11 protein-coding genes are annotated in these 12,932 nt (G+C 66.4%); 6 read left to right on the top strand and 5 right to left on the bottom strand.

Annotated elements, in window-relative coordinates:
• Positions 1-8: 8 nt before the first annotated feature.
• Positions 9-1,025, top strand: coding sequence for an HlyD family secretion protein (locus PSTAB_RS19630; RefSeq protein ID WP_013984346.1), 1,017 nt, complete (start codon positions 9-11; stop codon positions 1,023-1,025).
• Between the two features lie 6 nt (positions 1,026-1,031).
• Here PSTAB_RS19630 and PSTAB_RS19625 read toward each other — a convergent pair whose 3' ends face one another.
• Positions 1,032-2,009, bottom strand: a complete 978-nt coding sequence (locus tag PSTAB_RS19625) for a hydrolase (RefSeq protein WP_013984345.1) — start codon at positions 2,007-2,009, stop codon at positions 1,032-1,034.
• A gap of 172 nt (positions 2,010-2,181) precedes the next feature.
• Here PSTAB_RS19625 and PSTAB_RS19620 point away from each other — a divergent pair, with 172 nt between their 5' ends.
• A complete protein-coding gene (locus tag PSTAB_RS19620) occupies positions 2,182-2,586 on the top strand; it encodes a hypothetical protein (protein ID WP_013984344.1) in 405 nt (134 codons plus the stop codon).
• A gap of 11 nt (positions 2,587-2,597) precedes the next feature.
• Here the strand turns inward: PSTAB_RS19620 and rsmD are convergent, their stop codons facing one another.
• The 3 genes from rsmD to PSTAB_RS19605 are packed head-to-tail and all read right to left on the bottom strand — an operon-like array spanning position 2,598 to position 6,086.
• A complete protein-coding gene (rsmD, locus tag PSTAB_RS19615; protein WP_013984343.1) occupies positions 2,598-3,200 on the bottom strand; it encodes a 16S rRNA (guanine(966)-N(2))-methyltransferase RsmD in 603 nt (200 codons plus the stop codon).
• Positions 3,200-4,741, bottom strand: coding sequence for a M16 family metallopeptidase (locus PSTAB_RS19610; protein ID WP_013984342.1), 1,542 nt, complete (start codon positions 4,739-4,741; stop codon positions 3,200-3,202). Before PSTAB_RS19610 ends, rsmD begins: the two co-directional genes overlap by 1 nt.
• Positions 4,734-6,086 carry a M16 family metallopeptidase gene (locus tag PSTAB_RS19605; RefSeq protein WP_013984341.1) on the bottom strand — a complete coding sequence of 451 codons (1,353 nt, stop codon included), beginning with the start codon at positions 6,084-6,086 and terminating at the stop codon, positions 4,734-4,736. Before PSTAB_RS19605 ends, PSTAB_RS19610 begins: the two co-directional genes overlap by 8 nt.
• A 227-nt stretch (positions 6,087-6,313) precedes the next feature.
• Here PSTAB_RS19605 and ftsY point away from each other — a divergent pair, with 227 nt between their 5' ends.
• The 4 genes from ftsY to rpoH all read left to right on the top strand — a co-directional run bounded on the left by ftsY (position 6,314) and on the right by rpoH (position 10,232).
• The gene (gene ftsY / locus PSTAB_RS19600) at positions 6,314-7,582 is read left to right on the top strand and encodes a signal recognition particle-docking protein FtsY (protein ID WP_041772016.1); all 1,269 of its coding nucleotides are present in this window, start codon (positions 6,314-6,316) and stop codon (positions 7,580-7,582) included.
• Positions 7,579-8,247 (top strand): cell division ATP-binding protein FtsE, encoded by a 669-nt coding sequence (ftsE, locus tag PSTAB_RS19595; protein ID WP_011914996.1) that lies wholly within the window; start codon positions 7,579-7,581, stop codon positions 8,245-8,247. Before ftsY ends, ftsE begins: the two co-directional genes overlap by 4 nt.
• Positions 8,247-9,266 (top strand): permease-like cell division protein FtsX, encoded by a 1,020-nt coding sequence (gene ftsX, locus PSTAB_RS19590; RefSeq protein ID WP_011914995.1) that lies wholly within the window; start codon positions 8,247-8,249, stop codon positions 9,264-9,266. Before ftsE ends, ftsX begins: the two co-directional genes overlap by 1 nt.
• A 111-nt stretch (positions 9,267-9,377) precedes the next feature.
• Positions 9,378-10,232 carry an RNA polymerase sigma factor RpoH gene (gene rpoH / locus PSTAB_RS19585; protein WP_011914994.1) on the top strand — a complete coding sequence of 285 codons (855 nt, stop codon included), beginning with the start codon at positions 9,378-9,380 and terminating at the stop codon, positions 10,230-10,232.
• A gap of 75 nt (positions 10,233-10,307) precedes the next feature.
• On the opposite strand, the gene PSTAB_RS19580 is transcribed toward rpoH, so the two are convergent.
• Positions 10,308-12,869 (bottom strand): hybrid sensor histidine kinase/response regulator, encoded by a 2,562-nt coding sequence (locus PSTAB_RS19580; protein WP_041771892.1) that lies wholly within the window; start codon positions 12,867-12,869, stop codon positions 10,308-10,310.
• Positions 12,870-12,932 lie beyond the last annotated feature (63 nt).

The raw sequence follows: 12,932 nt of genomic DNA, 5'->3' as shown, positions 1-12,932 counted from the left end.
CACATCGCATGAAGATCAAATTCTCCAGCGCCAAGGAGCAGCAACCGACCCAGGAGCAGGGCCTGCAGGTGCTCTACGCGCCGGGCAAGCGCCTGGCCTTCCGGCTGCGCTGGTACCTCATCCTGTTGGCGGTGCTCAGCCCGCTGTTGTGGCTGGTCGGCCGCTGGATGCTTACGCTCTGGCTGATCGAGGCGCCTGCGCAGCTGCACCTGCCGGGCAGCGAGTTGCGCGCGCGCGACGGAGCGCAGGTCCAGCAGGTGCTGGTGCAGCCGGGGCAACGGGTGACGGCGGGCGACGTGCTGGTTCGTCTGGATAATCCGGAGTGGCGTGCGCGGCGCTTCCTGCTGCAGGCGGCGAGCGTGCCGTCGAATAGTCCCGGCGCAGAGACTCTGGCCGCGGAGCGTGCACTGTTGCAGGGCTTGCTCGCCCGTGCCGAGGCGCGCGTGCAGCAGGTCCAGCGCCTGTTCGAAGCGGGCGCGGCTACCCGTGGCGAACTGTTGGCGGCCACCGACCAGCGTGACGCGCGGCTCCGCGACCTGTATCAGCTGGAGCAGCGGCGCCAGCCGGAGATCGGACCCGAGCAGCGCCAGCGCGACCTGGAGCTTGCCTGGCTGGACAGCCGGTTGCAGGGGTTGGAAATGCATGCCGAGAACGATGGTCGCGTCGGCGAAATCCTCGTCGCGCCTGGCGAGAACGTCGGGCCGGGCACGCCCCTGTTGCGCGTCGAGGGCGACGGCGAGGCGCAGGTCTGGGTTTATCTCGATCCGCGCCACGCTGCCGAGGCCACACCCGGAAAGCTGCTGACGCTGATCTTTCCCGACCATAGTCAACGCCAGGCGGTAGTGATTCAGGCGGTGGACGATGCCGCGCCGGTGCCGGTCGAACTGCGCCCACCGTTCAGTGCGCCGACACGCAGGCTGCGCGTGATTGCGCGGGTGCACGATGGTCTGCCGCCTGAGTGGCGTATTGACCGGCTCGGTCTCAAGGCGCGCTTCCCGCACCGATGGTTGCCATTTGGCGGCTGAAACGTCTCAGCCCGCCAGCCACTGCGGAATGCGCCGATCCAGGTAGTAACGCGGGCGGCGCGGTGTGCCTTCGACAAAGCCGACGTGGCCGCCGCGGCGGTGCAGCTCCAGGGTTGTGGTCGCCGACAGTTCGGTTGGTTCCGGCACGCTGTGGCGAAACACGAAGGGGTCGTCCGCGGCCTGGATCAGCAGGGTTGGTGTCGTGATCTCTGGCAGGTAGTAGCGGCTGGAGGCACGGCGGTAGTAGTCCTGGGCGTCGCTGTAGCCGTGCAGCGGTGCGGTGAAGCGGCCGTCGAAGTCCCAGAAGGTGCGCATGCCCTGCAGCGGACCCAGGCGCTGCAGGGCGCCCAGGTGCTCGGTCAGGCCTTCATGCTGGAAACGCTGCTGCTTGTCCTTCACATAGGCGACCATGGCCTTCATGAAGTGCGCCTGGTAGACGCGGGAGAAACCCAGGCCGATGCGATCGGCGCACTGGTCCAGGCGAAACGGCACCGACACCGCGACCGCCTTGCGCAGCGGGCTGCCGATGCCGCTTTCGCCCAGGTACTTGAGCAGCACGTTGCCACCCAGCGAGTAGCCGACCGCATACAGCGGTGCCAGCGGGCGCTTGGCCTGCAGATGGCCGATGACTTCGGCAAGGTCGTCGCTGGCGCCGGAGTGGTAGGCGCGCGGCAACAGGTTCGGCTCGCCCGAGCAGCCGCGCCAGTTGATGGCGACGCTGGCCCAGCCGCGCGCGGCCAGTTGTTGCTGCAGGCCGAGCACATAGAGCGAGCTGGACGAGCCGGTCAGCCCGTGCAGCACCAGCACCAGTGGCGCCGTGGCCTCATGCGGGCCGTGCCAGTCCAGGTCGATGAAATCGCCATCGGCCAGCCACAGTCGCTCACGCCGGCGTTCGAGACGCGGCGCCTTGCGAAAGAAGGGGTTCCACAAGGTCTGCAAGTGCGGCCCGGGAAGCCACCAGGCGGGTTGGAAGGTTTCGGACACGGTCGCTCGGGTTCCTCGTTTGCTCCGACGTTAGAGCGTTGGCGGCTCGAAGAAAAGCATGATGCAGGCATTGAATGATGCCTGCCGCCCGGCGAATTACGCCTTTGGGGATATGGTCAGCGCCGCCCAAGGGGTGGAGAGTGACGCGATAGTCTTATCCGGAACCCTGCCCATGACGCCTACCCCCTTCGACCAACTGCTCGGCGCCGCACGCCAGGAGCGCGAGCCCCAGCGCCTGCTGTTCGTCTTTGTCAGCGCTGAACTGCCCGAGGACGCCACCGAGGCCGAGCGCCAGCGTTTCGAGGAAAACGCCGGCGGTTCGCTGAAACCGGTGCTCTGCGTCGACAAGCTACCCGAGGAACTGAGCGACTTCGCCGCGCTGCGTGAAGAATCCGAGCGCACCGGCGTGGCCTGGGACCTGCTGTTCGCCGCGGCGCTGCCCGGCCAGGCCGGCATCACGCCGAACGCAGACGAGGCCGAGCAGCCACTGAAGATGATGGTCAGCGCCATCGAGACCGGCAACGTCGGCCGCTTCCTGGCCTTCGATCGCAACGGTCAGACCGTCGACTTCTACTGACGTCGCCGACTTCAAGCGGTGGGTGCGTGGCGCTCCCAGAGTGCGTAGTGCACCTTGCCGGCCTTCTTCTCCCGATGCAGTCGCCAGTTGCCGGGCAGGCCGAGGCTGGAAGGCGGCGCTTCGCTTTCGGTGTAGACCCAGGCGTGCGCGGCCAGCCAACCCTTGCCTTCGAGCAGCTCGCAGGCCGGCTGCAGCAGGTTCCTGTTGAACGGCGGGTCGAGAAAGACCAGGTCGAAGGGCGCTGGCGTCTGGCTGTCCAGATAGCGCAGGGCATCGCTCTGCAACAGCTGGCCGTGGCCGCAGTTGAGGGTGTCCAGGTGCTTGCGCAGGCTGGCGATGGCGTTGGCGTTCACGTCCAGCGCCAGGGCCATGCTGGCGCCACGCGACAGCGCCTCCAGATAGAGCGCGCCGCTGCCGGTGAACGGGTCGAGCACCCGCGCGCCCGAAAGGTAGGGCGCCAGCCAGTTGAACAGGGTTTCGCGGACCCGGTCCGGCGTCGGCCGCAGGCCTTCGGCATCGGGGAAGCTGAAGCGGCGCGAGCGCCATTCGCCGCCGATGATGCGCAACTGGCCCTGGCCGCCATGGGCGCTGGGGCGAATGGGTGGATTGGCCATCAATGCTCCGGAACGCCGCTGGGCTGTTCGATTGGTTTTTCGCTGGGCGGCGGCAGCGGTTGCTGCTCGACGCTGGGCCCGGCTGTGACGATGACGAAGGCATCTTCCTGCAGGTGCTTGTTCATCGCGTTCTTGACCTGTTCGACCGTCAGCGCCTGGATTTCGCCCATGAAGTCTTCCAGGTAGGTCAGCGGCAGGCCGTAGAAGCCGATGCTGCCGAGCTGGCCGACGATATCGGCGTTACTGGCGGTGGACAGCGGGAAACTGCCGGCGATCTCGCGCTTGCTGCGCTCCAGCTCGGCCTCGGTCGGGCCTTCGGCGAGGTAATCGCGTACCAGCTGCTGCACCAGTTCCAATGCGCCATCGGTGAGTTCGGCGCGAGTCTGCATGCTGATCATGAACGGCCCTTCGGCGCGCATCGGGCTGAAGCCGGAATAGATGCCGTAGGTCAGGCCGCGCTTCTCCCGTACTTCTTCCATCAGTCGCGTACCGAAACCGCCACCGCCGAGGATTTGATTGCCCAGATAAAGCGCCGCATAGTCCGGATGGCCACGAGGGATGCCGAGCTGGGCCAGCATCAGGTGGCTTTGGTTGGAGGGGAAGTCGATGTGGTGCTTGCCGGCCGCGGGTGGTTGGGGCGAGGGCGTCGTCGGCAGTGCCGGACCTTGTGGCAGCGCGGCGGAAACCTGGGCGGCGAGTGCTTCGGCTTCCTCACGGGAAAGGTCGCCGACCAGCGCGATCACCGCATTTCCAGCCGCGTAGGCACGGGCATGGAAGTCGCGCAGCTGCTCGACGCCGATCGCCGGAATCGACTCGGGCGTGCCTTCGCTGGGGTGGGCGTACGGGTGATTGCCATATAGCTGGGCGAACAGCTCCAGGCTGGCCAGCTTGCCGGGGTTCTGCTTCTGGAATTCGAAGCCGGCCAGCAGCTGGTTCTTGATCCGCTGCAGCGAGTCCTCGGGGAAGGTCGGCTGGCCGATGACCTGATTGAACAGCGCCAGTGCCGGCTCGCGCTTGTCCGGCGCGCTCAGGCTGCGCAGGCTGACCACCGCCATGTCGCGGTAGGAGCCGTTGCCGAAGTCTGCGCCGAGGCCTTCGAAACCACGGGCGATGGCGCTGACGTCCTTGCCTTCGACGCCCTCGTTGAGCATGGCATTGGTCAGCAGCGCCAGGCCGGGTACGTCACCGTCCTGGCTGCTGCCGGCGGAGAAGGTCAGGCGCAGGTCGAACATCGGCAGCTCGCGAGCCTCGACGAACAGCACCTTGGCACCTTCGGCGGTCTGCCAGCTCTGGATGTCCAGTTTGCGTCGGGCCAGCGGCTGGTCGCTCAGTTCGCTGAGGGACTCGAGGCGCGGTTTCTCCGCTGCCGTGGCCGTTTCGCTCGCTACGGCGGGTTGGGCGGCCTCGCGGGCCACGTCCTGTTTCACTGGTTCGCCGGGGCGCGGCAGGGCGGTGGAGCCTTCATCGCAGCCCGCCAGGCCGAAGCTGGCCGCCAGCAGCAGGCCAAGCAGGCCGTTGCGCAGGGCTTTGCAATCACTCATTTCGGGCTTCCTCGGGCAGAACATGGGCGACGCTCAGGCGCGAGCGGGTGAAATAGCTGCGCGCAGCCTGCTGGATGTCTTCGGGTGTGACGGCCTCGAGCGCCGCCAGCTCCTCGTCCATCAGCCGCCAGGACAGGCCGACGGTTTCCAGCTTGCCGATGGTGGTGGCCTGCTGGGTGATGGAATCGCGCTCGTAGACCAGCCCGGCGATGACCTGGGCGCGAACCCGCTCGAGTTCGTCCGCCGAGGGTGGCGTCTCCTTGAGCGCGTCCAGTTCCCGCCAGAGACCGGCTTCGACTTCTTCCAGGGAGCGGCCTTTCTGCATGTTCGGCGCGGCGCTCAGGACAAACAGGCTGTCGCCGCGGGCGTAGGCGTCGTACCAGGCCGAGGCGCTGGTCACCAGCTCCTCGCCGCGTTCCAGCCGCTCCGGCAGACGTGCGCTGTAGCCACCGTCGAGCAGGGCGGAGATCAACCGCAGCGCGTGCACCTGGCGGGCGTTCTCCTCGGTCGCGAGACTGGGGGCGTTGAACGCCATCAGCAATGTCGGCAACTGCGTCCTCACGTGCAGCCTGAGGCGGCGCTCGCCCGGCTCGTCCAGTTCCAGCGGCCGCTTGGCCGTCGGCACCTCGCGCCGTTCGATGCCGCCGAAGAAACGCTCGGCCAGCCCGCGTACCTCGTCGGCCGTCACGTCGCCGACCACCACCAGGGTGGCATTGTTCGGCGCATACCATTGCTCGTACCAGGCACGCAGCTCTTCGGCCTGCATGCGATTGAGGTCATCCATCCAGCCGATGGTCGGGTTGCGGTAGCCGCTGGCCGGATAGGCGATGGTCTTGAAGCGCTCATAGGCCAGCGAGCTGGGCTTGTCGTCGGTGCGCAGGCGGCGTTCTTCCTTGATCACTTCGATCTCGCGGGCGAACTCTTCTGGCGGCAGCTTGAGGCTGGCCAGGCGATCGGCTTCGAGTTCGAAGGCCACGGCCAGACGGTCGCGGGCCAGCACCTGGTAGTAGGCGGTGTAGTCGTCGCTGGTGAAGGCGTTTTCCTCGGCGCCCAGCTCACGCAGGATGCGCGAGGCTTCGCCGGCGTCGAGCTTGCGGCTGCCCTTGAACATCATGTGTTCGAGGGCATGGGACAGGCCTGTCTGGCCGGCGGTCTCGTAGCTGGAGCCGACCTTGTACCAGAGCTGGGAAACCACCACCGGGGCGCGGTGATCCTCGCGAACGATCACCTTCAGGCCATTGTCGAGGAAGAACTCGTGGGTCGGCTGGTTGTCTGCTGCAGCCACTAGCGGCAGATAGAGCGCTCCGAGCAGCAGGGCGGCGGCGCGGCGTAACGTCAGAGGCATAGTCGGGACTCGTCCAGGTTGGTGCCCGCCACGGTGGATGGCAGGGCGGCGACACGGCAGCCATGGTAATGGCCGGCGCGGGTCAGGCAAAGCCGGGGTATCCGTACAGCCGGCTCGGTCGCAGTGCCGCGCTTAGCGCACCTGCTTGGCGAGGTGCTAGGATAGGACCCATTTTGAGGCCGGCAGCCTGGCTGCCGGCGTTTCGCATCCTTGAGAATACCTTCTCCATGTTTGGTTCCAACGACGACAAGAAGACGCCGGCCGAGCCCGGCGAGAAGAAAGGCCTGTTCGGCTGGCTGCGCAAGAAGCCCCAGCCCGCTTCGGCAGAGCAGCCGGCCACCGAGCCTCAAGCGGACAGCGAACCGGTCGAGCAGACCGTGGCGAATGTCGAAACGCCTGCCGCCACGCCGCAGCACGAGGAGCCTCGCGCCGTCGAGGCCGATCTGCAGCCGACCGAGGTGATCGAGTCGCCGCTGCCAGAGCCTGTACCCGAACCCGAACCCGAACCCGAACCCGAGCCGTTATCTGCCCCGGTCGTTGCGGCCACGCCGGAAGCGCCGGCCAAGCTCGGCTTCTTCGCTCGCCTGCGCCAGGGTCTGTCGAAGACCAGCGCCAGCATAGGCGAAGGCATGGCCAGCCTGTTCCTCGGCAAGAAGGCCATCGACGACGATCTGCTCGACGAACTGGAAACCCGCCTGCTGACCGCCGACGTCGGCGTCGAGGCGACCACCGCGATCATGCAGAACCTCACCCGGCGCGTCTCGCGCAAGGAGCTGGCCGACAGCGGCGCGCTCTACACCGCGCTGCAGGAGGAGCTCGTCGGTCTGCTCAAGCCGGTCGAGCAGCCGCTGGCGATCGATGCCGGCAAGCGTCCCTACGTGATCCTGGTGGTCGGCGTGAACGGCGTCGGCAAGACCACCACCATCGGCAAGCTGGCCAAGAAACTGCAACTCGACGGCAAGAAGGTCATGCTCGCCGCCGGTGACACCTTCCGCGCCGCAGCGGTGGAGCAGCTGCAGGTGTGGGGCGAGCGCAACGGCATCCCGGTGATCGCCCAGCACACCGGCGCGGATTCCGCCTCGGTGATCTTCGATGCCGTGCAGGCCGCCAAGGCACGCGGCATCGACGTGCTGATCGCCGACACCGCCGGCCGACTGCACACCAAGGACAACCTGATGGAAGAGCTGAAGAAGGTCCGCCGGGTGATGGGCAAGCTCGACGAGTCGGCGCCACATGAGGTGCTGCTGGTGCTCGATGCCGGCACCGGACAGAACGCCATCAACCAGACCCGCCAGTTCAACCAGGCGGTCGAGCTGACCGGGCTTGCGCTGACCAAGCTCGACGGCACCGCCAAGGGCGGCGTGATCTTCGCCCTGGCCAAGCAGTTCGGCACGCCGATCCGCTACATCGGCGTAGGCGAAGGCATCGACGATCTGCGCACCTTCGAGGCCGATGCCTTCGTCAAGGCGCTGTTCGCTCAGCGGGAAGACGCATGATCCGTTTCGAACAGGTCGGCAAACGCTACCCCAACGGTCACGTCGGGCTGCACGAGCTGTCCTTCCAGGTCAGGCGTGGCGAGTTCCTCTTCGTCACCGGCCATTCCGGCGCTGGCAAGAGCACACTGCTGCGCCTGTTGCTGGCGATGGAGCGGCCCACCAGCGGCAAGCTGCTGCTGGCCGGGCAGGACCTGTCGCGCATCACCAATGCGCAGATTCCCTTTCTGCGCCGACAGATCGGCGTGGTGTTCCAGAACCACCAGTTGCTGTTCGATCGCACCGTATTCGACAACGTCGCCCTGCCGTTGCAGATCCTCGGGCTGAACAAGCGCGAGATCGGCCAACGGGTGATGACGGCGCTGGAGCGGGTCAGCCTCAAGGACAAGGCGCTGCAGTATCCGGCGGACCTTTCCACCGGTCAGCAGCAGCGTGTCGGCATCGCCCGTGCCGTGGTGCACCGTCCGGCCCTGCTGCTGGCGGACGAGCCCACCGGCAACCTCGATCCGCGCCTGGCCGCGGAGATCATGGGCGTGTTCGAAGACATCAACCGTCTGGGCACCACCGTGCTGATCGCCAGCCACGACCTGGCGCTGATTGCACGGATGCGCCATCGCATGCTGACCCTGCAGCGTGGTCGCCTGATCGGTGACGGAGAGGCCAGCTGATGAGTAACGAACGCAACGCCAAAACCAATCCAAGCACGGCCGAGCGCGTCGGTGGTTCGGTGAAGAAGCCGGAGCAGCCGCGTGGCGACGAGCCCGATTTCAAGACGCTGTTCCACGCCTGGCTGGAGAGCCATCGGGCGAGCCTGGTGGACAGCGTCGGGCGCCTGCTCAAGCAGCCGATCGGCAGCTTCTTCACCTGTCTGGTGATGGCCGTGGCGCTGAGCCTGCCCATGGGGCTGGCGCTGCTGCTGGACAACGTCGAGCGGCTCGGCGGTTCCTGGCAGCGCGCTGCGCAGATCTCGCTGTTCATGCAGCTGGACGTCGACGCGGCCACCGGCGAGCGGCTGCGCGACCAGGTGGCCGGAATGCCGGACGTGGCCGAAGCCGACTGGATCAGTCGCGAGCAGGCGCTGGAAGAGTTCCAGCAGCTATCCGGCCTCGGCGAGGCGCTCAAGGAGCTGCCGGAGAACCCGCTGCCCGGCGTCATCCTGGTAACCCCGGACGAGGTGGACAAGGACAAGCTCGAGGCGCTGCGCCAGCAGCTGGCCGAGTTGCCCGGCGTGCAGCAGGCGCAGCTGGACCTGCTCTGGGTCGAGCGGCTGACGGCGATCCTCAAGCTCGGCGACCGCTTCGTCTTCGGCCTCACACTGTTGCTGGTGGCCACGCTGCTGCTGGTGATCGGCAACACCATTCGCCTGCACATCGAGAACCGCCGCACCGAGATCGAGGTGGTCAAGCTGGTCGGCGGTACCGACGGCTACGTGCGCCGCCCATTCCTCTACATGGGCGCCATCTACGGCCTCGGTGCGGGACTGATCGCCTGGCTGCTGCTGGCATACGGCCTCGGCTGGCTGAACGAGGCGGTGGTCAATCTGGCCGGCCTGTACGGCAGCGATTTCGGCCTGGAGGGCGTGCCGGCCGGCGATGCGCTGTCGCTGGTGATCGGTGCGGTGCTCCTTGGTTACATCGGCGCCTGGCTGGCTGTCGCACGGCACCTCAGCGAGCTTGCGCCAAGGTAAAAAGTCCTTTTAATACAATCCCTTAGCGGGTGTGTAGGGGAACTTTTCCACAGGCTTGCAGTCTCATGCGGCAATGCTAAACTGCTGCAGCTTCGTCATTGGAGGTACTGCATGACAACTACTCTGCAACCTGTTCAAGCGCTAGTCCCGGGAGCGAATCTCGAGGCCTACGTGCAGACCGTGAACAGCCTCCCGCTGCTCACCGTCGAGCAGGAGCGCGAGCTGGCCGAGCGCCTTTTCTATCATCAGGATCTCGAAGCGGCTCGGCAGATGGTGCTGGCGCACCTGCGTTTCGTCGTTCACATCGCTCGCAGCTATTCCGGCTACGGGCTGGCCCAGGCCGACCTGATCCAGGAAGGCAACGTCGGTCTGATGAAGGCGGTCAAGCGCTTCAACCCGGAGATGGGTGTACGGCTGGTGTCCTTCGCCGTGCACTGGATTCGCGCCGAAATCCACGAGTTCATCCTGCGCAACTGGCGCATCGTCAAGGTCGCCACCACCAAGGCGCAGCGCAAGCTGTTCTTCAACCTGCGCAGCCAGAAGAAGCGTCTGGCCTGGCTGAACAACGATGAGGTGACTGCGGTGGCCGACAGCCTTGGCGTCGAGCCGCATGAAGTGCGCGAGATGGAAAGCCGCCTGACCGGCCATGACATGGCCTTCGATCCGGCAGCCGATGCCGATGACGACAGCGCCTATCAGTCGCCGGCTCACTACCTGGAAGACCATCGCTACGATCCGGCGCGTCAGCTGGAAGATGCCGACTGGAGTGACAGCTCCACCTCCAGCCTGCACGCCGCCCTCGAGGGGCTGGACGAGCGTAGCCGCGACATCCTGCAGCAGCGCTGGCTGAACGAGGACAAGGCGACCCTGCACGACCTGGCGGCCAAGTACAACGTGTCGGCCGAGCGCATTCGTCAGCTGGAAAAGAACGCGATGAACAAGCTCAAGGGCTCGATCCAGGCCTGATGCCCTTCAGCAGAAATGAATCGCGGGATGCCGACGGCTCCCGCGATTTTTTTGCCTGTCATCTTCAGATTGTGATCACGGGCTGCCGGGACGGCGGTGCCCACGCGCTTTCTCGACCGCGGCCAGCAATTGCGCATTGGTGATCGGTTTGTGCAGCCAGACGATCTCTTCCGGGAACTGCGCGCGGTCGAACTGGTGGGCGGCGGAGATGACCACGATGGGCAGATCCTGCAGCACGGGCTTGTCGCGCAGTTCGGCGATCAGCTGCATGCCGCTGCCATCAGGCAGGTGCAGGTCGAGGGTCATGGCTTCGTAATGCTCGCTGGCGAGCTTTTCCCTAGCCTGGTGCAGGCTCTGCACGCGGTCCGCGGCGTAACCGCCTTCGCGCAGCATCAGGTGCAACAGGCGGCCGGTGTCCGGCTCGTCCTCGACCACCAGGATGCGTGGCAGATCTTCGCCGCCGTCGGTCTCGGCGGAGGGCAGCTGGATCGGCAGCTCGCACCAGAAGGTCGTGCCCTGGCCCGGCTCGCAATCGAAGCCCACCGTGCCGCCCATGCGCTCGATTAGCTCCTTGGTAATGGCCAGACCCAGGCCGGTGCCGGATTTCTGCCGGCTGTCGGAGGCATAGGCCTGGGCGAATTTCTCGAACACCCGCGAGCGGAACGCTTCGGGAATACCCGGTCCCTGATCGGTGACGCTGATGCGCACGCGCTGGCCGCGCAGGCTGCTGTGGACGCGGATGTGACCACCCGCCGGAGTGAATTTGAAGGCGTTGGACAGGAAATTGCCGAGCACCTGCTGCAGGCGCATGCCATCCACCCAGACCCGCACGTCAGTGGCGTGCTCCAGGCTGCAGCGCACGCCGTGCTGATCGCATAGCGCCTGATTGCTCGCCAGGGATTCCTTGAGCAGCTCGCCGAGCGAGTGTTCGCGCAGTTCGAAGCTCATCTTGCCGGCGGCGATCTTCTCCATGTCCAGCAGGTCGTTGATCAGATGGCCCAGGCGCAGGCTGTTGCTGTAGGCGATTTCCAGCATCTGCTGCATGGACGGCGGCGCCTTGCCGAGCGCGCCACCGACGATCAGCCCCAGCGCCCCGCTGATCGAGGTCAGCGGTGTGCGTAGCTCGTGGCTGACGGTGGAGACGAAGTCGTTCTTCATCTGCTCGATGCGCTTGCGTTCGGTCAGGTCCATCAGCGTGCCGCTGATGCGCTGGGCCATGCCCTGCGGGTCGCGCTGGATGTAGCCGCGCAGCAGCACCGGCACGACATGGCCGTGCTTGTGCTGCAGGCGCAACTCGGTGGTGAAGTGGTCGACGTTGGCGAGCATCGTCTGCGCCAGTCTGGCTTTCTGCTGGGCAAGATCCTCGGCGACGGTCACCCGCTCCCACAGCTTGAGGTCGCAGGGTAGCTCGTTGGGGCGATAGCCGAGCATTTCCCAGGCGCGGGGCGAGGCGTACATGCTGCCGGCTTCCAGGTCGAGGTCCCAGAGCCCGTCGTTGCTGCCCTTGAGTGCCAGCGACAGACGTTCCTCGCTCAGCCGCAGGTCGTGCCGGCTCTGCCGGATATGCCGCGTCATTTCCTCGGCCAGGGCTTGGGCGCGGCCGTGACGCAGCGCCAGTGACGAGGTGAGAAAGAACACCAGCAGGCTGAGGCCGAGGCCGAGGCCGAATACCAGCGCCTCGTTGGCATGGAAGCGATCCTCGAACTCGGGGCGACTGTCCATGCGCAGCGTCCAGGTCTGGCCGTACAGTTCGAGTCGCTGCAGCGCGCTGTAGCGCGCGCTGCCGGGGGCGGGTGCCTCACGCGAGGCGTGCAGCAGATGCTCGGGCGCCTCGTCGGCGCTGGCGTAGATGTGCAGCGCCAGCGGCAGGTCGGCGGCGCGGAGGATACCGCGCATCAGGTCGTCGACCCGATAGGGGCTGTAGACGAAGCCGAGCAGCGCCTGCATGCGCTCGTCCGGCGTGCTTGTCGGCAGGTGCGGACGATACACGGGCACATAGAGCAGCACCCCGGCCTGGACCGTGCCATGGGTCTCCTGTACCAGCGTCACCTTGCCGGTGATGCTGGTCTCGCCGAGCTGCGCTGCGCGCTGCATGGCCTGCTGACGTATCGGTTCGGCGTACATGTCGTAGCCGAAGGCCGCCAGGTTGCGCCCGCTGAACGGTTCCAGAAAGATGATCGAGGTGTACAGCTCGCGCTCGCCAGCTGGGTGGATGTCGTAATCGGCAAAGCCCTGGGAGCGGATGCGCGCCACATGGGCGGCTCGCTCAGCAGGACGGATGGCCTGGGTGAAGCCGACGCCCTGGATGCCCGGATAACGCTCGGCCAGGGCCAGTCGTTCGACGTACAGCCGCCATTGTTCGCGGCTGACCTGCTCCACCGCGTCGAACAGGCCGGCGCCGCCGAGCAGGATCTGTTCATGGTCGCGCAGGCGCTTGCGGATCGCCTCGGTGACCTTCTCGCCCAGCATCTGGAACTGCTCCTGGGCGGCCCGGTCCTCATTGGCGCGCAGGCTCTGCCAGACGACCAGCTGCACCAGCAGCGTGAACACCAGCATGCCCCAGGCGATACCGTTTCGCCGGGTGAAGAACTGGCGCAGGCCGCCAGGGGGACTGTGGTGAATCGATGGGTCGCTCATCATCTTCGCTGTGGTACGCGTGTTTACCCGATCTGCCGACCTTCGGCCGACGGGCGGGTCGCT

The organism is Stutzerimonas stutzeri (assembly GCF_000219605.1).
In the GTDB taxonomy this organism is placed as follows: domain Bacteria; phylum Pseudomonadota; class Gammaproteobacteria; order Pseudomonadales; family Pseudomonadaceae; genus Stutzerimonas; species Stutzerimonas stutzeri.
Note: the sequence above shows the minus strand (reverse complement) of the source record. Positions and strands in the feature narration are given on the sequence as shown.